This is a genomic window from Curtobacterium sp. ME12, assembly GCF_903970855.1.
Lineage (GTDB): Bacteria > Actinomycetota > Actinomycetes > Actinomycetales > Microbacteriaceae > Curtobacterium > Curtobacterium poinsettiae_A.
The window spans coordinates 41,686-61,468 of record NZ_CAJCKD010000021.1; the positions used below are offsets into that span (position 1 = coordinate 41,686).

General features: G+C 71.4%; 22 protein-coding genes and 1 tRNA gene. 15 read left to right on the forward strand and 8 right to left on the reverse strand.

All coding sequences use genetic code 11. The annotated features are described in order from the left end of the window. Nucleotides 1-286: 286 nt before the first annotated feature. The 3 genes from H7A73_RS11365 to H7A73_RS11375 are packed head-to-tail and all read left to right on the forward strand — an operon-like array spanning nucleotide 287 to nucleotide 3,356. A complete protein-coding gene (locus H7A73_RS11365; RefSeq protein WP_259362855.1) occupies nucleotides 287-1,132 on the forward strand; it encodes a carbohydrate ABC transporter permease in 846 nt (281 codons plus the stop codon). After that, on the forward strand, nucleotides 1,132-1,962 hold the full coding sequence (locus H7A73_RS11370) for a carbohydrate ABC transporter permease (RefSeq protein ID WP_182066050.1): 831 nt from the start codon (nucleotides 1,132-1,134) through the stop codon (nucleotides 1,960-1,962). Before H7A73_RS11365 ends, H7A73_RS11370 begins: the two co-directional genes overlap by 1 nt. A gap of 56 nt (nucleotides 1,963-2,018) precedes the next feature. Continuing rightward, nucleotides 2,019-3,356 carry an ABC transporter substrate-binding protein gene (locus tag H7A73_RS11375; protein WP_182066051.1) on the forward strand — a complete coding sequence of 446 codons (1,338 nt, stop codon included), beginning with the start codon at nucleotides 2,019-2,021 and terminating at the stop codon, nucleotides 3,354-3,356. Between the two features lie 2 nt (nucleotides 3,357-3,358). On the opposite strand, the gene H7A73_RS11380 is transcribed toward H7A73_RS11375, so the two are convergent. Next, nucleotides 3,359-4,201 (reverse strand): hypothetical protein, encoded by an 843-nt coding sequence (locus H7A73_RS11380; protein WP_182066052.1) that lies wholly within the window; start codon nucleotides 4,199-4,201, stop codon nucleotides 3,359-3,361. 128 nt (nucleotides 4,202-4,329) lie between these two features. On the opposite strand from H7A73_RS11380, the gene H7A73_RS11385 reads away from it, so the two are divergent. After that, nucleotides 4,330-4,839, forward strand: a complete 510-nt coding sequence (locus tag H7A73_RS11385) for a hypothetical protein (protein WP_182066053.1) — start codon at nucleotides 4,330-4,332, stop codon at nucleotides 4,837-4,839. 15 nt (nucleotides 4,840-4,854) lie between these two features. On the opposite strand, the gene H7A73_RS11390 is transcribed toward H7A73_RS11385, so the two are convergent. The 4 genes from H7A73_RS11390 to H7A73_RS11405 all read right to left on the reverse strand — a co-directional run bounded on the left by H7A73_RS11390 (nucleotide 4,855) and on the right by H7A73_RS11405 (nucleotide 8,911). Then, on the reverse strand, nucleotides 4,855-6,222 hold the full coding sequence (locus tag H7A73_RS11390) for a cation:dicarboxylate symporter family transporter (RefSeq protein WP_182066054.1): 1,368 nt from the start codon (nucleotides 6,220-6,222) through the stop codon (nucleotides 4,855-4,857). A 195-nt stretch (nucleotides 6,223-6,417) separates the two neighbouring features. Further along, complete coding sequence (locus H7A73_RS11395; protein ID WP_182066055.1) at nucleotides 6,418-7,077, reverse strand: hypothetical protein; 660 nt, start codon at nucleotides 7,075-7,077, stop codon at nucleotides 6,418-6,420. A gap of 193 nt (nucleotides 7,078-7,270) precedes the next feature. Then, complete coding sequence (locus H7A73_RS11400; RefSeq protein WP_182066056.1) at nucleotides 7,271-7,513, reverse strand: hypothetical protein; 243 nt, start codon at nucleotides 7,511-7,513, stop codon at nucleotides 7,271-7,273. A gap of 426 nt (nucleotides 7,514-7,939) precedes the next feature. After that, the gene (locus H7A73_RS11405; protein ID WP_182066057.1) at nucleotides 7,940-8,911 is read right to left on the reverse strand and encodes an SDR family NAD(P)-dependent oxidoreductase; all 972 of its coding nucleotides are present in this window, start codon (nucleotides 8,909-8,911) and stop codon (nucleotides 7,940-7,942) included. 106 nt (nucleotides 8,912-9,017) lie between these two features. On the opposite strand from H7A73_RS11405, the gene H7A73_RS11410 reads away from it, so the two are divergent. Further along, nucleotides 9,018-9,944 carry a helix-turn-helix transcriptional regulator gene (locus H7A73_RS11410; RefSeq protein WP_182066072.1) on the forward strand — a complete coding sequence of 309 codons (927 nt, stop codon included), beginning with the start codon at nucleotides 9,018-9,020 and terminating at the stop codon, nucleotides 9,942-9,944. A gap of 16 nt (nucleotides 9,945-9,960) precedes the next feature. On the opposite strand, the gene H7A73_RS11415 is transcribed toward H7A73_RS11410, so the two are convergent. Next, nucleotides 9,961-10,033, reverse strand: a tRNA-Val gene (locus tag H7A73_RS11415). An 85-nt stretch (nucleotides 10,034-10,118) separates the two neighbouring features. On the opposite strand from H7A73_RS11415, the gene H7A73_RS11420 reads away from it, so the two are divergent. The 5 genes from H7A73_RS11420 to H7A73_RS11440 all read left to right on the forward strand — a co-directional run bounded on the left by H7A73_RS11420 (nucleotide 10,119) and on the right by H7A73_RS11440 (nucleotide 13,823). After that, complete coding sequence (locus tag H7A73_RS11420) at nucleotides 10,119-10,763, forward strand: SatD family protein (protein WP_182066058.1); 645 nt, start codon at nucleotides 10,119-10,121, stop codon at nucleotides 10,761-10,763. Then, on the forward strand, nucleotides 10,763-11,638 hold the full coding sequence (locus tag H7A73_RS11425) for a hypothetical protein (RefSeq protein ID WP_182066059.1): 876 nt from the start codon (nucleotides 10,763-10,765) through the stop codon (nucleotides 11,636-11,638). Before H7A73_RS11420 ends, H7A73_RS11425 begins: the two co-directional genes overlap by 1 nt. A gap of 42 nt (nucleotides 11,639-11,680) precedes the next feature. Beyond that, entirely contained in the window at nucleotides 11,681-12,214 is a 534-nt protein-coding gene (locus H7A73_RS11430; protein ID WP_182066060.1) for a hypothetical protein, read from the forward strand. An 80-nt stretch (nucleotides 12,215-12,294) separates the two neighbouring features. Then, nucleotides 12,295-13,275: an aldo/keto reductase gene (locus H7A73_RS11435; protein WP_182066061.1), complete on the forward strand. Its 981-nt coding sequence runs from the start codon at nucleotides 12,295-12,297 to the stop codon at nucleotides 13,273-13,275. Beyond that, nucleotides 13,272-13,823, forward strand: a complete 552-nt coding sequence (locus H7A73_RS11440) for a hypothetical protein (RefSeq protein WP_182066062.1) — start codon at nucleotides 13,272-13,274, stop codon at nucleotides 13,821-13,823. Before H7A73_RS11435 ends, H7A73_RS11440 begins: the two co-directional genes overlap by 4 nt. Before the next feature lie 18 nt (nucleotides 13,824-13,841). Here H7A73_RS11440 and H7A73_RS11445 read toward each other — a convergent pair whose 3' ends face one another. After that, nucleotides 13,842-15,416 carry a phenylacetate--CoA ligase family protein gene (locus H7A73_RS11445; protein ID WP_259362856.1) on the reverse strand — a complete coding sequence of 525 codons (1,575 nt, stop codon included), beginning with the start codon at nucleotides 15,414-15,416 and terminating at the stop codon, nucleotides 13,842-13,844. Next, a complete protein-coding gene (locus H7A73_RS11450) occupies nucleotides 15,413-16,450 on the reverse strand; it encodes a hypothetical protein (protein WP_182066063.1) in 1,038 nt (345 codons plus the stop codon). The genes H7A73_RS11445 and H7A73_RS11450 overlap by 4 nt, the downstream gene beginning before the upstream one ends. 103 nt (nucleotides 16,451-16,553) lie before the next feature. On the opposite strand from H7A73_RS11450, the gene H7A73_RS11455 reads away from it, so the two are divergent. The 5 genes from H7A73_RS11455 to H7A73_RS11475 form a co-directional block, all read left to right on the forward strand. Beyond that, nucleotides 16,554-16,931 carry a holo-ACP synthase gene (locus tag H7A73_RS11455; RefSeq protein ID WP_182066064.1) on the forward strand — a complete coding sequence of 126 codons (378 nt, stop codon included), beginning with the start codon at nucleotides 16,554-16,556 and terminating at the stop codon, nucleotides 16,929-16,931. 81 nt (nucleotides 16,932-17,012) lie between these two features. Then, nucleotides 17,013-17,300 carry an acyl carrier protein gene (locus tag H7A73_RS11460; protein WP_051596691.1) on the forward strand — a complete coding sequence of 96 codons (288 nt, stop codon included), beginning with the start codon at nucleotides 17,013-17,015 and terminating at the stop codon, nucleotides 17,298-17,300. Further along, a complete protein-coding gene (locus H7A73_RS11465) occupies nucleotides 17,297-18,472 on the forward strand; it encodes an acyl-CoA dehydrogenase family protein (RefSeq protein WP_182066065.1) in 1,176 nt (391 codons plus the stop codon). Before H7A73_RS11460 ends, H7A73_RS11465 begins: the two co-directional genes overlap by 4 nt. Then, nucleotides 18,469-19,440 (forward strand): amino acid--[acyl-carrier-protein] ligase, encoded by a 972-nt coding sequence (locus H7A73_RS11470; RefSeq protein WP_182066066.1) that lies wholly within the window; start codon nucleotides 18,469-18,471, stop codon nucleotides 19,438-19,440. Before H7A73_RS11465 ends, H7A73_RS11470 begins: the two co-directional genes overlap by 4 nt. After that, nucleotides 19,437-19,783: hypothetical protein (locus H7A73_RS11475; protein ID WP_220456609.1), on the forward strand; the 347-nt coding region annotated here is incomplete at its 3' end. The genes H7A73_RS11470 and H7A73_RS11475, both read left to right, overlap by 4 nt.

A 19,783-nucleotide genomic window follows, 5' to 3' on the forward strand; every position in this document is an offset into this window, starting at 1 on the left:
ACGGCACCCGATCGACGGACGGGTTGAACGCGGCGTGAACGGGTGACGGCGGGTGGTCGACGTTCCTTGACCGGTCTCCGACCCCCGCCGCACAGTGGAGGCGTTCCCGGTTAGGGAACGTTCCCTAACCGGAGGAGTCCGCCCCATGAGGGTCCCCGTCAGGTCCGACCTGGTCGCCGTTCCCCCGCGCACAGCGCGGTCGCCCCGGCCGCCGCAGTCGCGGCGTCCACCCCGGACGACCCGGACGACCCGGTCCTCGTTGCGCTCGGACCGCCGGCTCGGTCTGGTGCTCCTCGCACCGGCGCTGCTCGCGTTCGCGGTCTTCGTCTTCTACCCGCTCGGCCGCGTCCTGGTCCTCAGCACCCAGGGCACCGACATCTTCGGCCAGCCGGCGGGCTCGGTGGGGCTGCAGAACTACGTCCGCACGTTCACCGATCCCGCGTTCGGACGGACGATGCTGACCACCGCGGTCTTCTGCGTCGGCGTGGTCGTCGGCCGCATCGTGTTCGGTCTGCTCGTCGTGATCCCCCTGACCGTGCAGCTCCGCGGCCTGCCGGTCTTCCGCGCACTCCTGACGGCACCCATGGTCGTGTCCGTCTCGGCTGGCTCCGTCGCGTTCGCGGCGATGCTCGCACCCGGCAACGGGCTGCTGAACACGGTGATCACCCAGTTCGGCGGTGCGCCCGTCCCGTTCCTGACGAGCACGCAGTGGGCCCTGGCGAGCGTCGTCGTCGTGACGATCTGGGGGTCGCTCGGGTTCACCGTGCTGCTCTTGCTCGGAGCGTTCGGCGCCATCGACCAGGACGTCATCGAGGCGGCGCACCTCGACGGTGCCGGGCCCGTGCGGACGCTCTGGTCGATCTCCCTGCCGCTCGTCACGCCGACGCTCTTCTTCGTCGTCGTGACCGGAACCGTCGAGGCACTCACGACCTTCGGGCAGATCCAGATCCTGACCGGCGGTGGTCCGGCCGACTCCTCGAAGACCCTCGTCTACGCGATCTACCAACAGGCGTTCGGGTCCGGCAGCGCGAACTTCGGCCTCGCCGCCGCGCTCGGGGTCGTGCTGTTCCTGCTGGTCCTCGGGCTGTCGCTGGTGCAGTTCGGCGTACTCGAGAAGCGGGTGCACTACTGATGCGTCCCGTCACCGCACGCCGGCTCCGGAGCGTCTTCGTCTACGCCTGGCTCGTCATCGCGGTCGTCGTCGTCTGCTTTCCCCTCTACTACGTGTTCGAGGGCGGGCTCACCCCAACCCGGTACCTGGACCAGGGCCTCGCCGGTCTCGTCCCGATCCACCTGACGCTCGACAACATCGTCCGGGCCACGCAGGTCGTTCCGCTCGGGCAGCAGTTCCTGAACAGCGTCGTCGTCACCCTCGCCCAGACGGTGCTGCAGGTCGTCATCGGCATCATGACCGCCTACGCCCTGGTGTTCTGTCGGCTCCGGGGTACCCGTGCCCTGTTCCTCGTCCTGCTCGCCAGCATGATGATCCCCGGCGAGACGACACTGATCGCGAACTACCTGACCGTCTCGTCGTGGCACCTCATCGACACGCTCCTGGTCGTCTTCCTGCCGTTCGTGGCCTCGGCGCTGACGATCTTCCTGTTCCGCCAGGCGTTCCTGAGCTTCCCGGACGAGCTGCGCGAAGCCGCGGTGCTCGACGGCGCCGGACACTTCCGGTTCATCCGGTCCATGCTCCTGCCGCTCACCCGACCGACGCTCGTCTCGGTCACCCTGGTGAGCGCGACGGCCGCCTGGAACGGGTTCTTCTGGCCGCTCCTCGTCACCAACTCGCCGGAGCACCGCACCGTGCAGGTGGGCATCGCCCAGCTGTCCGACGCCGAGGCCGCCGACATCGGCGTGGTCCTCGCCGGCGCCGCCATGGTGACCCTCCCCGTCCTGGTCCTCGTCCTCGTCGCCCAGCGGTTCCTCGCCGGCGGCCTCACCGCCGGGGCGCTCAAGTGACGACACGTTCCCGCCCCTCCCTGACCCCCGCCCGCCCCACACCCGAAGGACGCACCATGCCCGCACGTCGCTCCACCGCCCTCGCCGCACTCGCCACCGGCGCCGTCACGGTCCTCGCCCTGACCGGGTGCTCCACGTCGAGCTCCGCGTCGGACAGCTCGGGCCCCGTCACCGTCGACTTCTGGCACGCCATGTCCGGGCCGCCCGCGACCGAGCTCGACGCGCTCGTCGCCCGGTTCAACAAGGAGAACGACCAGCACATCACCGTGAAGTCGTCGTTCCAGGGCGACTACGCAGCCGTCCAGACGAAGTACACCGCGGCGGTGCAGTCCGGCTCGACGCCTGACCTGCTCATGATGAACGACGTGTCGACCGGGTTCATGATCGACTCCGGCCAGACGGTGTCCCCCGCGGAGATCAGCGGCTCGACATCGGGCACCGACACGATCGCCCCGGCCGCCGCCACCTACTACAGCGACGGCAAGTCACTGGCGGCGATGCCGTTCTCGGTCTCGATGCCCGTGCTCTACCTGAACAAGGCACTGGTCGCGAAGGCCGGCCTCGACGCCGCCGAGCCGCCGAAGACGCTGGCGCAGGTCGCGACCTGGGCCGAGAAGATCCACGCCGAGACTGGTGGCTACGGCATGAGCATGAACATGGGCGACTCGTGGATGCTCGAGGAGCTCAGCGCCTCGGGCGGCCAGCCCTTCTGCACGCCGGACAACGGGCGGAAGGGCAAGCCGGTCACCGGTGTCTCGCTCACCTCGGACACCCAGGTGCAGTTCATGACCACGCTGCAGAAGCTCTACCAGGACGGCGCCGCCCTGAACCCCGGCACCGACTCGACCGTGCAGAACTCGGCGTTCTCGAGCAACAAGGTCGGGATGCTGCTGACCTCGTCGGGCGCCTACACGACGGTCGACCCGGACGGCTCGAAGTCCGTCGTCGCCCGGTTCCCCACCACGTCGGACTCCGACGACGCCGGGCAGGTCATCGGCGGCAACGCGCTCTGGATCTCCGGCAAGGGCCACTCGTCCGCCGAACAGCAGGCGTCGTACACGTTCGCCCACTGGCTCCAGACACCGGACGTGCAGGCCGAGTGGGCGAAGGCGACCGGCTACGTCGCGATGAACACCGACGCTCAGGACACCACGGTGGGCAAGCGCTCCCTGTCCGACCCGAACATCGCCACGATGTACAAGCAGCTGGCCGACGACCCCACGAGCGTCGCCGCGGCCGGCTGCATCACCGGCGCGTTCCCGACGGTGCGCGCCACCGTCATCGGAGCCTTCAACCGGATCGTCGAGGGCGCCGACGTCGAGTCGACGATGCAGGACGCGGAGCAGCAGGCCGGCAAGCAGATCGAGTCCTACAACGAGGCCGCCCGTGAGTGAGGTCAGCGCACCAGGCAGATCGTGCGGAAGTCGACGTCCGGACCGGGCCGCGTGTACGACGAACCACTCTCGAGCCAGTCCGCTGTGGGTGCGATCTGGCTGGGGACCAGGTCCGCTTCGGAGCGGGAACCGATCCCCTCGGAGGCCCAGTACGTGCGGACGCCGGCCACGTCACGGTTCGCGCCCTCGATCATCGTGTGGTCCTCGGGCAGGAGTTCCTTGCCGTGTTCGTCGGTGTAGTTGACCGGGTGGTACCAGTACCGCCACCGGACTCCCTGGTGCGCGTTCGACAGCTGGCACTCCTCGCTGTACGCACCACCGGCTCGCTCACCATCGCGGTACGCGGCCTTCCGGTCGCCGCCGAGGATCCGCACGGTGCGGTCCCCGATCCGCTCGAGTGTGGCCCGGGCGTCGCCGTCGGCGAAGTGCCGCTCGGCGACGGTCGCCGGCTGCGCCCACTGCCGGGCGTCGGCGGCCATGCTCCGCACCTGCGACGTCAGGATCAGGCCGTTCCACGGTACGGCGATGACCAGCACGACGATCGCCGCGACCACGGCGGCCAGCGAGTGCGGCGGTTCGCGTCGACGAGCCCGGACCTGCACGACGAGCACGACCACGGGGATCCCCACGGCGAGCACGGCGCCGATGACCAGCCGCGCCAACACGCCCCCGGCGCCGAGCCGGTCGTCGATCGCCCCGAAGTCGCGCGCCAGGTACGCCCCGATCTGCACCGCCCAGCTCACGACGAGCAGCACCGGCAGCACGAGCGCGATGGCGATCGCGTTGCCCCGCCCCGTCGTCGGGCCCGCCCCCTGGTCTCGCCAGTCCTGCTGTTCCGTGCCCATGCCGGCCCCCGCCCCGTGGTGTCGGGGACATCCTGCCAGCAGAACGTGCCCCGGGCCCGAGCAACGCCACCGCCCACCCCCGAAGCGGTGGTGCCGCAGCGGCCCGGGTTGCTGCCAAGATGACCGACGTGACCACGACCACGCCCCGCCCCGATCCCGACGCCGCTGCCGACGGCTTCGAAGGCGGCTGGTTCCGCATCGACGACGAGGTCGAGCACCTGGACGACGTGGTGTGGCGTCCCGCGGCGGACAGCGACTCGGTACCGGCGACGACTCCCGCTGCGGTCGTCGTCGGCGGCGACCCCCGTGAGCACATCGGATCGACGCTGCCGCTCGCCCGGCTGGACGAACTCGACGCCGCCCGACAGTGGTCCGTGCGCAAGCTCTGGCTGACCCCGATCTTCCTGGTCACCACCGCCCTCGTCACCACCGCACTCGAGCTGTCCGGACTCCCGTGGAGAGCCGATGTCGGACGTCACGTCATCGTGTCGCTCTGCGTGATCCTTCCCATCGACGCGATCTGTGTCGGCGTGTGGTGGCGGATCACGCGTGACCCCTCCGGCGCAGTCGTCCGCAAGATGGGCGGCCGCCGGACCCGCCAGCAGTACGACCAGCAGCGCGCCGTCCTCGAACGCTGACCGCGCCGAGGGCCCTCACCGAACCGGCGCCGACACCGCGGCTGCACCCGCGGCACCCGCAGCACCCGCAGCAGGTTCCGGCTCCGACGACGGCCGCACCCCGCGCCCGGGCCGGAGCACCGCGTCCACCCGCTCACGGTCGAGCTCGCCCTGCCACCGCGCCACCACGAGTGTCGCGACGCAGTTGCCGAGCAGGTTGACGCTCACCCGCATCGCGTCCATGATCCGGTCGGCTCCGAGCAGCAGCGCGACACCCGCCACCGGGAACAGCCCGAGACTCGTCGCCGTGGCGGACAGCGCCAGGAACGACGAGCCCGGCACCCCGGCCATGCCCTTCGACGTCAGCAGGAGCACCCCGAGCGCGGCGACCTGCTGCTCGAGGGTCAACGGCACCCCGAATGCCTGGGTCAGGAACAGCAGCGAGATCGACAGGTAGATCGCGGCCCCGTCGAGGTTGAACGAGTACCCCGTCGGCACGACGAGCCCGGCGACACTGCGGGAGACGCCGACCTCGGTGAGCCGGGTGATCATCCGCGGCAGCACGGCCTCGGTCGACGCCGTGCCCAGGGCCAGCCCGAACTCGGCCCGGGTGTGCCAGACGAACCGCCAGATCGGCACCCCGGACAGCAGCCGCCCGCCGACGAGCAGCGCCACGATGAACACCGCCGCCGCGCCGTAGCAGGCGGCGATGAGCAGTCCGTACGACCCCAGGGTGTCGATGCCGTACTGGCCGACCACGTACGCCATCGCGCCGAACGCACCGAGCGGCGACAGGCGCATGACCCACCCGAGGATCCGGTAGACGACCTCGAGGCACAGGTCGAGGCCCCGCACGAGCGGTCGCGCACGGTCGCTCCCGATCGCGGCGATCGCCGCGCCGACGAACACCGCGAAGACGAGCACCTGCAGGATGTCGTTCGTCGCGAATGCGTTGACGACGCTCGACGGGATGAGGTCGAGGATGAAGGTGCCAGCGTCCGGAGCCGCACCGCCCGCGGTCTTCGCCGCCACGGCGGAGGAGTCGAGCGACGACGGGTCGACCCGCAGGCCGGCCCCGGGGCGCACGAGGTTGCCGACCAGCAACCCGAACACGAGTGCGCACGACGAGGCGAGCAGGAAGTAGATCATCGCCTTGCCGGCGATCCGGCCCACGGACCGCAGGTCGCCGACGTGCACGATGCCGGTCACCACGACGATGAACACGAGCGGCGCGATCACCATCTCGATCAGCCGGATGAACCCCTGCCCGACCACGTTCAGCACCGGCGCGGCCGCGGGGAAGCAGACCCCGACGGCGATGCCGAGGGCCACGCCGATCGCGATCTGCACGAACAGCGACTGGTACCAGCGAGCGGGAGCACGATCCGTGGTGGTGACGTCCATGCATCCACCCCACCGCGCGCGTGTTTCGACGACGTTGCGAGTCTGTTCCCAGCTCCGCCCTCCTCGCGCGGCTGGAACGGGCGGTCGGCGCGGAGGCGGCGGCGAACGTCCCAGGGTCCCCACGAGACGGACGGGAGGCCCGGTGCCAGCTGGCACCGGGCCTCCCGTCCGTCTCCCGTTCCGTCGCCTGGGTCGTCAGGCGACGACCACCTGCGCGTTGACGAGGATGTCGTGCAGGTCTGGTCGGAGCGCTTCCTGCGAGGTCGTCCGCACCTTCACGATGAGCGCTGCGCCGGGCTTCGCGAACGCCCGCGCCACGGTCGCCGACCACGACCCGTCCGTGTTGTGGCCCGCGATCGACAGGAACTGCGCGGTGCCGCCGGTGATCGTCGGCAGCAGCTGCTCCTCGAGTCGGTCGGCCGGCAGCCCCGCGGCCGTGAACAGCTGCTCGGTGGCGGCACGGTCCCCGATCGTCGGGTCGAGGTCGGTGAGCCGCTGCTGCGTGATCGTCGCCACGGAACCGTCGGCGTTCGTGTACTCCCGCGACCCGGTGGTCGGGTCCTCGCCGGTCTGCTCCCAGCCGTCGAGCGCCGAGACCTCGAGCCCGAACGCGGGCAGCGTGCTCGCCGAGAGCGCGTCGCCGTCCTCGAACGTGAGGTCCTTCGTGGCGGAGTCGGCGGTGGCCGCCGCGGTCGGCGTCTCCGTCGGTGCCTGTGTCGGTTTCGGTGCCGATGACCGCTGTGCCGCCCGCTCCGTCCCCGGTGCCGTGGTGCCGGTCCCGGCGCAGCCGGAGAGTGCGAGCACGACGATCACGGTCGCCGTCCCCGCGGTGGTGATCCTGGATGTGATGGACATGTGGTTCCCCCTCGGATCCCGCCGTGCGCCCCGTGCACCGGTGGGTCCGACTCGGAGCCTACGGGTCCCGGCTGCGGCGCGCCGCCCGGGTCACGTCCAGGATCTGTTCAGACCGGCAGAGCGATCTCCGGAGCACGACGAAGTGCAGCCCAGCGATGCGAGCGACGTGTGCCGGGCGCGGGCGCTGCGCCGGCTACGAGTGGTTGCCTGCGTTCCGAGCACGCTTCCGTGCCTGCGCACGGGCGAGGGACACCGAGCCGATCTGCACGGCAGCGAGGATGATCCAGAGGACCGCCATCTGCGTGTGGAACCGAGACGGTTCGACGACGGCCAGGACGAGCCAGACCAGCGCGACGACCGCCCACACCCAGACGAGCCACGGCAAGGGCTTGCCGATCAGCCGTTCGAGCAGACTGCCTCGCTGCATCCCTGTCATGGCGCTGACGCTACCTGACGCCGGGGTGACCGCCGAGGACCGCCACCGTGATCTCATGACGCGTCGAACAGCCGCACTCCGGTGGGCGGTCGCCCTCATCGCACTGAGGTTGTAGCACTCGTGATCTGTGTCGTAGCGACTGTGAGGGCCGGCCAGGTTGCGCCGGTGTTCTTCTGGCCCACCCCGAGGGCGCCGATGTCGTCCTGACGAAACGGCAGTACGACATCGGCGCTGGCCGCTCGGCAGGTGGGCCGGATTGCCGCAGCCGCAGCGATCGTCCTCGCTCTCGCCGCGATCACTCTGACCTCCCGGGCACGCAGAGCCTCTCGCGTTCGATGACGATCGCCGCTCGAGACATGGCCCTCTCGGAGTGACAGCCACCCGTCGGGCCTCGCATGGCGGCTCGCCGCGACACTGCGGAGCAACTCAACGCTGGGCCGCAGGCCTCACGACGATCTCGTTCACGTCGACGTCGGGTCGCTCGGCCACCGCGTAGGAGACGGCGCGGGCGATCGCGTCGGCAGAGATCGACTCGGCGCGGTAGACGACCATCGCGGCGGCGGCGGAAGCGTCGGTGATCGTTGCAGCGAGCTCGGACTCGGTGACTCCGGGCGACACGGTGGTGACACGGATACCGCGCGGTGACTCCTGACGAAGCCCCTCGGTGATCGCCCGTGCTGCGAACTTCGTGCCGCAGTAGACGGCCGCCGTGGGCGAGACGTCGTAGGCGCCGACGGACGCGATCGTCACGACGTGGCCCGTGCCCTGCGCGAGCATGGTGGGCAGTGTCGCCGCGATGCTGTGGAGGAGGCCGCGGACGTTGACGTCGATCATCCTGTCCCACTCGTCGACGAGGCCTGCGGCAAGGGGCGACAGCGGCATCACGCCGGCGTTCGCGACGAGCACGTCGATCCGCCCGAAACGTGCCCGGGCAACAGCCGCGAACTCCTGCACCGAGGCGAGGGCGGTGACGTCGAGCGGCACTGCCATCGCCGTGCCGCCCGCCCCCTCGATCTCGGTGACGAGCTCGTCGAGCTGGTCGGTGCGACGGGCCCCGAGCACGACGGGGTGGCCGGCCGCGGCGAGGCGGATGGCCGTCGCGCGCCCGATACCGCTCGAGGCGCCCGTCACGAGGACGACCTTCCGTCGGTGCAGCACCATGCCCGCGTGGTGCAGGACGTCGTCCCTGAAGTCGCCGTCCGCGGTGAAGCCGGTGTCGTCGCGGTAGTCGATGTGGTCACCGTCGACCTCGTAGGCGCCCACGTAGGCCGCCTCGCGGTCGCCTCGGGCCTCCACGTAGCGGCCGTCGGGCCGCAGCTCGTGGCGGATGCGGCCATCGGTGGTGACCCAGAGGCCGAGGTAGGGGTGAACCGGCTGGGGTGTGCTGGTGGTGTCCATGCTCCCAGCGTCGGCCCCGTGCAGCCCCGGACCATGGCCCGGTCCCGCCGGGGTGCGGCAGGACCAGGGACGCGGAGCTCCTGCCACCTACCCTGGTCCTGTGCCCATGCCCGCCGACGACCTCACCCTCGCAGCGTACCTGCGCGCCGTCCGCGGCCGCCTCGCCCCGGAGTCGCTCGGACTGCCAGGCGGAGGTGTCCGCCGCGTGCCCGGGCTCCGTCGCGAGGAGCTCGCGGTGCTGGGCGGCCTCAGCGTCGACTACTACACGCGCCTCGAGCAAGGGCGGGAGTTGAGTCCCGGCGCCGCCGTGCTCGAGGGCATCGCCGACGGGCTCGAGCTCGAGGGCGACGAGCGTGCACACCTGTTCTCGTTGGCAGGACTGGTTGCTTCCCCGCGACTCCCCCGCGTGGCGACGTCGGTGACGCCGGCTCTCGGGCAGCTGCTCGACTCGTGGTCGACACACCCCGCGTTCGTGATCGACCCCGCGCACGAGGTCCTCGCCGCGAACGCCCTGGCACGTGCGGTGTACGCACCCTTCGGACGATTCGACAACCTCGTGCGGATGACCTTCCTCGACCCGGCGGCTCGGCACTTCCACGCCGACTGGGCCCGCGCCGCAGACGCAACCGTCGCGAGCCTGCGGGCGGCGACCGCGGAGTTCGGGAGCGACCCGCGCCTCCTTCGTCTCATCGCAGCCGTGAACGACGCCAGCCCCGAGTTCGCCGAACGGTGGAGCACGCAACGGGTACGGCGCAAGACGACCACCGCGAAGCGGTTCGAGCACGGGAAGGTCGGGTGGCTGGAGTTCGACGCACACACCTTCGCCGTCGAGGGGTCACCCGGCCTGCAGCTCGTCGTCTACGGCTGCGAGGCCGGCTCTGCAACGGCGCGCGCGCTGATGCTGCTGTCCATGGGCACGGCGAGCACATCGAGGATCGACGAGCCGGCGGCGACCACGAAGCCGGATGGCCGTGGCCTCTCAGCGACTGACGGATCGTCGGCCGGTCCCGGCGGCGGACCAGCCACGCGCTGAACCCGGGTCTTCTCGGTGGGCCCTGCCGGGATCGAACCGACGACATCCACGGTGTAAACGTGGCGCTCTACCAGCTGAGCTAAAGGCCCTCACGACGATCCTAGAGCGTCACGGCAGTCGATGAAGTTTAGCCCCAGACTTACTTTCGACGATATGAAGCTCTACGCTTAACCCATGCAGTCCGAGCCAGTCGTAGCCGTGATCGTCGACCTGGTCGACTCCCGCATGCTCGACGACCGCTCCGCAGCCCAGCACGACGTGGAGCGCGCGTTCGACAGTACCGCGGACGTCGCCGCACTCGACCCCTTGCACGCCACGGTCGGCGACGAGTTCCAGGTCATCTACGGCACGCTCACCGATGCCCTCGTGGCGACGACGGCCGCGACCCTCGCACTCCCCCCGACCGTGCAGATCCGCCTCGGCATCGGCCGCGGGCAGGTCCGGACGATCGGCACCGGCGGCGCCGGCCCGCTGCAGGACGGCCCGGGCTGGTGGTCGGCGCGGGACGCCATCAACGAGACCCACCGGCGCGAGGACGGCCGGACCGCGTTCCTGCGGTCCTGGTACCACGACGCCGATGACCGCCACGGAACGACGGAGCGACTCGTGAACGCCTACTTCCTCAGCCGTGACCACGTCGTCTCGCGGCTCGCACCCCGCGCCCGCCGGATCGCACTCGGTCTGGTGCAGGGCCGGACGCAGGCGCAGATCGCCGCGGACGAGGGGATCACCCCGTCGGCGGTGTCCCAGTCCGTGCAGAAGTCGGGCGTCGCCGCCCTGGTCGAGGGCCTGCGTGTCCTCGGCGATGGGGGCCGCTGATGCTCGCCGGCGTCCTCCTGACCCTGGTCGGGCTCGCCGACGTCGTGCGTGCACGGACCGGGACCGACGCCGCCCCACGACGCGTAGGGACCAGTTCGGTGATCGTCCTGCTCTGGGCCGCCGTGACGGCCGTGGCGGTGCTCGGCCTCGGCATCGCGGTCTGGTCGGTGCTGGTCACGGTCGTCCTCGCAGCCCTGTGGGTCGCGACGACGATCCCGGTGCGGTCCGGGGGCGCACCCGGCCGAGGCCGGCCGGTGCCCTGGCTCCGCCGCTCGGGGTCGTGGCCGGCCGTCCTGCTCGCCGTCGCCGTCGCCGTGCTGCTGCTCTGGTCGCCGCCCGCCGACGCCTCCGGCTTCGTGGTCGACTGGCACCGTGACGCCGGCCCGGCGTTCGTCGGAGCGGTGCCGCTCCCGGCGCTCGTCGCAGGCATCGGGTCCGCACTGTTCCTGGTCGACTCGGCCAACGTGGTCGTCGCCCAGGCGCTGCCACCGGGGCTGTCCCCCGACGCAAGGGCCGGTGCAGTGGCGGCCGAACCGACCCGCCGGAAGCGCTTCGACTGGCGCCGAACCGCCCGGGCACCCGGGGCCGACGGGAACGCAGACGCAGACGCAGACGCAGACGCAGACGGCACGGTCACCCTCAAGGGCGGACGCATGATCGGCCCGATCGAGCGCCTGTTGCTGGCCGGGTTCTCGTTGGCCGGCGCCTTCCCCGTCGTCGCGGCGCTGATCGCCGCGAAGGGGATCGTCCGCTTCCCCGAGATCCGCCGCGAGACGACCGGCTACCAGGCCGAGTACTTCTTGATCGGCAGCCTGGTGAGCTGGGCGATGGCCTTCACCGCCGCCGGCATGTGCTGGTTGCTGGCACTGGGCTGACGAACAGCCCGGCCCCCGATCACCGCAGGTACGCTCTCCCCCGTGAACGGTGTCGGAGTCGGTGTCCTCGACGAAGCCGGGCGGCTCCGCCTGCTCGGTGCGGGCGTGACGGGCGCGGCCTTCGCCGTCGTCCTGGTCATGCTGGTCCTGTCCTCGTGGACCGAGGCGACCACCACCGTCCTGGTCTCGGTCGGCGTCCCGACCGCGGCGGCCGGAGCCGCGATCGCCGTCGTCCTGCAGCGCCGCGCCTGGCGCGCCGAGGGTGGCTACGAACGGTCGATCGTCGTGCGCGAGTGGATCGCCGACGGTCAGGTACCCGCGGGTGTGCCGGCGGACCAGTGGATCCCGCTCGTCCAGGCCCAGGCGGACCGTGAGGGCGCCGGCTGGGGCAAGGTCGTCCTCGGCGTGCTGTGGATCGCGATGACGTGGTCGGTGCGCGACCAGCACGGCACGCTCATCACGACGATGCTCATCCTGCTGTGGAGCGCGATGGCCCTGTGGGCAGCCGTCTGGGTCATCCCCCGCGCCCGGGCGGCGCGAGCGCTCCTGCGCCGTGGCGTCTCCACGATCGGCTGAACCCCGCTCGGCCGAACCATGCTCGGCCGAACCCCGCCCGACTGGACACCGCCCGTGCGCGTCTGACTACGCTCGGACGCATGCAGAGTCGCACCCTCGGCCGCACCGGCCGCTCCGTCTCCCCCATCGGTCTCGGCACCTGGCAGTTCGGCGGTGACTGGGGTCCCGTCTCCGAAGCCGACGCGAACGCCGTCATGGACGCCTCCGTCGAGTCGGGTGTCACCCTGTTCGACACCGCCGACGTCTACGGCGACGGCCGGAGCGAGCAGCTCATCGGCGCGTGGCGTGCCGCGAACCCCGACGTGCCACTGACGATCACCACGAAGATGGGCCGTCGCGCCGACCAGGTCCCCGAGAACTACGTCGCCGCGAACTTCCGCGAGTGGGTCGACCGCTCGCGGAGGAACCTCGGGCAGGACACCCTCGACCTCGTGCAGCTGCACTGCCCGCCGACCCCGGTCTACCAGGACGACGCCGTCTACGACGCCCTCGACGCGCTGGTCGCCGACGGCTCGGTCGCCGCCTACGGCGTCAGCGTCGAGACCGCCGACCAGGCCCTCACCGCGATCGCCCGGCCCGGCGTCGCGAGCGTCCAGATCATCCTCAACGCGTTCCGTCTCAAGCCGCTCGACCGCGTGCTGCCGGCGGCCCGGGAGGCAGGGGTCGGCATCCTGGCGCGCGTCCCGTTGGCCTCGGGGCTGCTCTCCGGCAAGTACACGACCGACACGTCGTTCGCCGAGGGCGACCACCGCAACTTCAACCGCCACGGCGAGGCCTTCGACCAGGGCGAGACCTTCAGCGGCGTCGACTACGACGACGGCGTGCGCGCCGCGCAGACCTTCGCGGCGTCCCTGCCCGACGCCGTCTCGGTCCCGCAGGCGGCGCTCGCGTGGATCCTCGCGCAGGACGGCGTCACCGCGGCGATCCCCGGCGCGCGCAACCCGGAGCAGGCGCGCTCGAACGCCGCAGCCGGCGACCTGCCGCCGATCGAGGGTCTCGACGCCACCGTGCACGACCTGTACGACACGTGGTTCCGCGCGAGCGTCCACGACCGCTGGTGAACCTGCGGATCGTCGCGGTCGCGGTGGCCGCACTCCTGCTGCTGTCCGGGTGTGCCGCACCCGGACCGGTCACCGCCCGCGATGCTCCGCCCTGGCCACGTCCGTCCGACCTGGCGGCCCGCGCCGAGGCCGCCGGGCTCCGGAACGTCTGGGGCGAACGGTTGGCCGAGCACGTGCACACGCACCTGACGATCCTGGACGGCGACGAACCGGTGACCGTCCCGGCGAACATCGGGCACTCGGACAGCCGGAAGTTCGCCGCGGAGATCCACACGCACGACACCTCGGGCATCGTGCACGTCGAGTCGCCGACGGAACAGCCCTTCACGCTCGGCCAGTTCTTCGACGAGTGGGGCGTCTCGCTCGGTCCGGAGCACGTCGGTGGCCTGCGCGGCGAACTGACGGTGTGGGTCGACGGACACCGGAGGATCGGCAACCCGCGCTCGATCGAGCTCACGGACCTGCGCCAGGTCGTCCTCGTCGTCACGACCGTCGGCGAGGTCCCGCACCTGCCGACGCCCTTCGACTGGCCGCCACAGTACGACTAGCGCCGGAACCGGCTCGGCTCAGGCCTCCTTCGCCGCGACCCACGACAGGTCGAGGTCCCACTGCTCGACCGACCCGGCCGGCAGCTGCCACACGTACTCGTTCTTGAGCTTCTTGCCGTCCTCGCGGAACGGCCCCGTCCGGTACGGGTAGAACGCCACCGTCGGCAGCGTGCCGGGCGGCGCCGTGCGGATCGCGTTCGAGAAGTCCTTGTTCAGCCGGCGCAGCTCCGCGACCACGGCGCCGCGAGCGGCATCGGCGTCGAACCCGCCGGCACCCGAGGCGAGCTGGAACGCGATGTGCAGCTGCCGGTCGCCGCGGTCGTCCTCGTAGCTGATCAGCCGGTGGTTCTCGACGGCCTCGAGCAGCTCCGGGTCGCCGTACACGACGTCCCGGACCACGTCGGGTGCGACGACGGCCCCGTTGTAGTCGACGGACAGGTCGGACCGGCCGTAGTGGAACAGCAGCGGCAGGTCGAGCTCGGCCTCGGCGGCGAGCGCCGCGTGGCCGGTCGTCCGCAGCACGGACCGCAGCTCCTTCATGCGCACCACGTGTCCGCGGTCGTGGATGTTGTAGCGGATGCGTGGACTGATGTTCTCGGAGCGGGCGATGGTGACGACGAGTTCGCCGAGGTCGTTCGTCTCGATCAGGTAGCCGAACGGGTTGAACTGGAACACCATCGGCAGCACCCCGTACTCGCCCTGCTTGGTCAGGGCGGCGGAGAGTTCCGGTGATGCGGCGATCGCTCGGCGCAGCTGCACGCTGAACGGTGTCTCGATGCCGAGGTTGATCTCGAGGTCGCTCGCGCCGTAGGAGCCGAGCACGGCTTGGGCGTACTGCTCGATGTGGGCGCGCATGTTCTCGCTGATGCCCTCGCCTCCGAACGCGGCGACGATCGTGTACCGGCTCCAGTCGAGCCGGTCGTCCTCGAACAGGGCCTTCAGGAACGGCGGGTAGCTGCAGATGATGTAGGTGAAGTCGGTCCCGAACTCGCGCATCGTCTGCACGATCTTGTCGCGGTCCGGGCCGATCGACTTGATCATGGACGACTCGGTGAGCGAGGCGGTGACGTTCATCCCGGTGGCCCATGCCCCGAGCGAGAAGGCGTTGAGCACGAACGGCTGTTTGGACAGGTCCTTCGCGGTGCGCGAGAACCCGAGCTGCAGCAGCTGTCGGGTGGCCTGGCGTTCGTCGGGGCCGCGCACCCAGCTGGTCGGGGTGCCGCTCGATCCGCTGGACTCGTCGACGACGACGCCGCGTCGGGGCAGGCGTCCGTCGACGCAGCGCTCGGGGATGCTCCAGCGCTTGACGTAGGAGTCCTTGTCCATCTCGGGCAGTCCCGAGATCGCCGCGGCGATCCCGCCACGGGTGTCGAGCCTGGAGGCGCGTCCGGACTCCGCCAGGAATGCCCGGTACGCGGGGACCCGCTTCGCAGCCCGTTCCGCGGTCCGCCAGGCGCGCCAGCGTCCGAGGGTCCAGCGGAGCGGCTCGATGCCCGGCGTGAGCAGGAGCTTGTGGGTGCCGACGCGGGGCATGAACAGCGCGACGAACGTCTCGACCAACCACACCACCGAGAACACCGCTGCGCGTTTCACCGGGCACCGCCGAGGGTCATCGCTGCTGCGGGTCGGCGGTGCGCCAGCGGTGGTGGGTCGCTGTGTCCGAAGCGGAACAGCATCCAGGCCATCCGCCCGTCGGACTCGTCGACGCCCGCACGTTCCACGAACGCGGCGTGCGATCGCGGGTTGGTGATCACGGTGCCGAAGGGGTGCATGGCGATGCCGCGGGCGGAGAACTCCAGCCAGATGCGCATGAAGACCCGTCCGGCCTCGACGTACTCGGCCGGGGTGCTGAACGGTCCCTCGAGCCAGGCGAGCTGTCGGACGCCCCGCATGGTCGACAGGTACACCCTGCGGAAGACCCCGCCGATGCCCGGGGCCTGCCAGAGTCCGCGGTGCTCCATGGCGAACCGGAGCACCGGGCCGGGCATGAGCATCGTCTCGGCGGACAGCCCATCGCCGGTGGCCGCTGCCTGTCGCTTCGAGAACCGCAGCCAGTGCAGGATCTCGTCGTGCACGGCGTCGTGTTGCAGGTCGTCGAACAGGGTCTCCTGGTTGACGCGCACGATCTCGTCGACGGTGGCCCGGTCGTCGGTGGTGCGGAAGCGTTGCCCGGCCGCCGACGCGATGGCGGACGCGGCCTCGATCGCGGTGGCGTCGACGAGTGTTGCGTCGTAGGGCCTGCGCGAGGTGCGCCGTGCGAGGAAGCCGGCCAGGGCCTCCCGGTCGTCCACGGTGACCAGGTGCGGACGCAACGTCACCGTGCCCAGCCGGTGCAGGTGGTCGTCCGGACCGGCGCCGAGCCGTCCGAAGTCCATCTCGGCGTGGTCGAGCCGTTCCTGCACGGTGAACCCGTGCGCCCGTGCGACCACGTCGAGCCCGGCCAGGAACACCCCGGCGCAGACGTGCCCGAACGGGATGCCGAACGACTCCGCCGGCAACCCCCGTCGCAGGTCGTAGAACACGGTCGCGGTGCGGTCGTCCTCGACGCGCACGACGATCGGTTGCGAGTTGTGCGGCGACGGGTAGTGCCGCGCGTCCTCGATGATGCCCGTCCACGGTGATGCCATCGTTCCCCCTCGGTGGTCCCTGGCGACGATCATACGAACCCCCGCCGTCCATCATGCCCGTCGGGGAATGCACCGTGCAGGACTCGTGCGTAGCCTGCTCCTCGTGACGACCATCCGCACCGGGACCGACCTCGCGGCGGTCGAGGACGTCGTCGACGCCGTGACGGCGCACGGCGAGCGGTACCTGGACCGGGTGTTCACCCTGCGGGAGCGCACCGACACCGGCGACGACCCGGAGCGACTCGCTGCCCGGTTCGCAGGCAAGGAGGCCGTCCTGAAACTGCTCCGGCCGGCTCCGGACCAGGCGATCCCGCTGCGTGACGTGGCCGTCGTGCTCGACGCCGGCGGCGCCCCGACGGTCGAGCTGTCCGGGGCGGCCGCGGATCTGGCGGCGTCGATCGGGTGTGGCCCGATCGCGGTCTCGTTGGCACACGAACGGGGGCTCGCGGTGGCGACTGCGGTGGCCCTCTCGGAGCGCTGAGCCGGCGCTCCGGACAGGGGTGCGGTTTCCCGCACCCGCACGGCGGTTTCCCGAGGGCCGTTCCTCTTTACGGTTGCAGTCATGGAACAGGACCCGAACCCCTCCAGCACCACCGCGACGATCGCCGACCCGGCCACCGACCGGGCCGTCCGTCGCGCCCTCGCCGAGCACGGTCGACTGACGGTCGACGCGTGGGACGTCGCGTCGATCGCCGACCTCTACGCCCTCGGCCTGACCTCGCACGCCACCGTCAACGTGATGCTCGCGGTGGAGTCGGACCTCGACGTCGAGTTCCCCGACTCCGTGCTGAACCGGTCGACCTTCGCGAGCGTCGAGTCGATCACCGCCGCCGCGGAGCTCGCGTCGTGACCCTGGTCCTGCCCGCACCGTCGGTCGTCGACCGCTTCGCGGAGCGTGCGAGCGCGGTGGCCGAGGTCGCCGCACAGTTCGCCGACGAGGTCGACCGCGACGCCCGACCCCCGCGCGAGGCCATCGCCGCGATGCGGGAGTACGGCCTGCTCGCGGCAGCAGTGCCGACCGAGCACGGCGGTGAGGGTGCCTCCGTGGCCGAACTCTCCGCGATCGCGACCGAACTCGGCCGGGCCTGTGCCGCGACCGGCATGGTGTTCGCGATGCACCAGGGCCAGGTCATGGCGCTCTGGCGGCACGGCGGCGACGGCGCCGGCGTGCTCGAGACGATCGAGGCCGTCCGTGGTGGTGCGCTCGTCGCGTCGGCCACGACCGAGCGGGGCGTCGGCGGCGACGCCCGTCGGTCCACGTGTTCCATCGAGCCGACCGACGACGGCCGGATCCGCCTGCGCAAGGACGCGCCGGTGATCTCGTACGCCACCGAGGCCGACGCGGTGTTCGTCACCGCCCGACGCGACCCGGACGCTCCGGCGTCGGACCAGCGACTGCTCATCTGCCGCACCGACACGATGGTCCTGTCGCAGACGTCCACCTGGGACACCATGGGGCTCCGCGGCACGTGCAGCAACGGGTGGATCCTCGACACCGAGACGACGATCGACCGGGTGTTCCGCGACGACTACGCCACGATCTCCGCCCAGACCGTCCTGCCGGTGTCGCACGTGCTCTGGGCGTCGGTCTGGCTCGGCATCGCGGTCTCGTCGGCCGAACGTGCCCGCAGTGCCGTCCGGAAGCAGGCCCGCGCCGTCGTCGGGACGACCCCGCCCGGTGCCCTCCGGCTCGCCGAGCTCCTGGTCGACCTGCAGGCCCTCGCCGACTCGGTGCGCCACGCCGCCGAACGGTTCGATGCCGCCGCCGACGACCCGGAGGTGCTCGCCTCGAGCGCCTACGCCCTCGCAGCGAACGCCCTGAAGATCGGTGCGTCCGAGCGCGTCACCGACATCGTCACGAAGGCACTGCGCATCGTCGGGATCGCGGGCTACGCCGCCTCGGGTCCACTGAGCATCGCCCGGCACCTCCGAGACGCCCACGGGGCCGCCGTCATGGTGAGCAACGACCGGCTCCTCAAGAACGACGCCGACCTGGCCATGATGACGGGAGTGATCCTGTGACCAGCACGGACACCACCACGCACAGCACCGACACCACCACCGCCGACGCCGCCGCGTCGCTCGACGCCGCCCGCGCCGCCCTCCGCGCCCGCCTGCTGACCGACGGCGTCCTCCTCGACCTCGGCACGCCCGGCCTCTACGGCCGCACCGGGGTCTTCGAGCGCGTGTACGCCGCGGTCGACGCCGCCGCGGTCCGCAGCCAGCAGCGTCTCGGCGCCGAGGTCCTGCGCTTCCCGCCGGTCGAGCCGCTCGCGTCGTTCGAGCGCACCGACTACATCGCGTCGTTCCCGGACCTCGCCGCGTCGATCTCCGGGTTCACCGGCGACGACCGCACCCACCGCGCACTGCTCGCCGCCCGCGAGCGCGGTGAGCGTTGGGAGGGGTTCCTCGAGCCGGCCGACCTCATGCTCACCCCCGCGGTCTGCCACCCGGTCTACGGCCTGATCGGCGACACCGTGCCCCAGCAGGGCCGGTTCTTCGACGTCCTCGGCGACTCCTTCCGCCGGGAGCCCTCGCTCGACCCGATGCGCCTGCAGGCCTTCCACATGCACGAGTTCGTGCACGTCGGCACCCCCGCGTCCGCAGCGGCCCACCGTGACGGCAGCATCCCGGTGATGCGCGCGCTGCTCGAGTCGTTCGGGCTCGAGATCGACGTCGTCCCCGCCAACGACCCCTTCTTCGGCCGCGTCGGGCAGATGCTCGCCCGCAACCAGGTCGAGCAGGCGCTCAAGTTCGAGTTCGTGACGAAGGTCTACGGACCCGACCACGACGCCACCGCGATCAGCTCCGCGAACCTGCACGAGGACCACTTCGGCACCTCGTTCGGCCTCCGCACCGAGGACGGACAGGTCGCGCACAGCGCCTGCATCGCGTTCGGCCTGGAGCGCATCACCATCGCCCTGTTCGCCGCCCACGGCACGGACCTCGCCGCCTGGCCGGCGTCCGCCCGCGCCGCCCTCGCCCTGTGACCACGCTGCACGGCTGGTCCGGATCGCCGGCGATCCGCGCCGCGGCCCAGCTCCCCGCCGCCGCGCGCGCGGGCGTCGTGATCTGCCCGCCGCTCGGGCAGGAGGGCGTCATCGCGTACCGCACGCTCCGTCTGCTGGCCGACCGCCTGGAGGCCCGTGGCATCGCCTCGGTGCGGTACGACCCGTCCGGACGTGGTGACGGCGGACCCGACACCACGCCCGACGCGCAGGTCCGGTCCGCGCGCCACGCCGCCGCCGTGCTCCGCACGACGGGGGTGCAGCACGTCGCCTTCGTCGGGCTGGCATCGGCCGCCCTCGTCGCGGCGAACGCGGCCGCGGACAC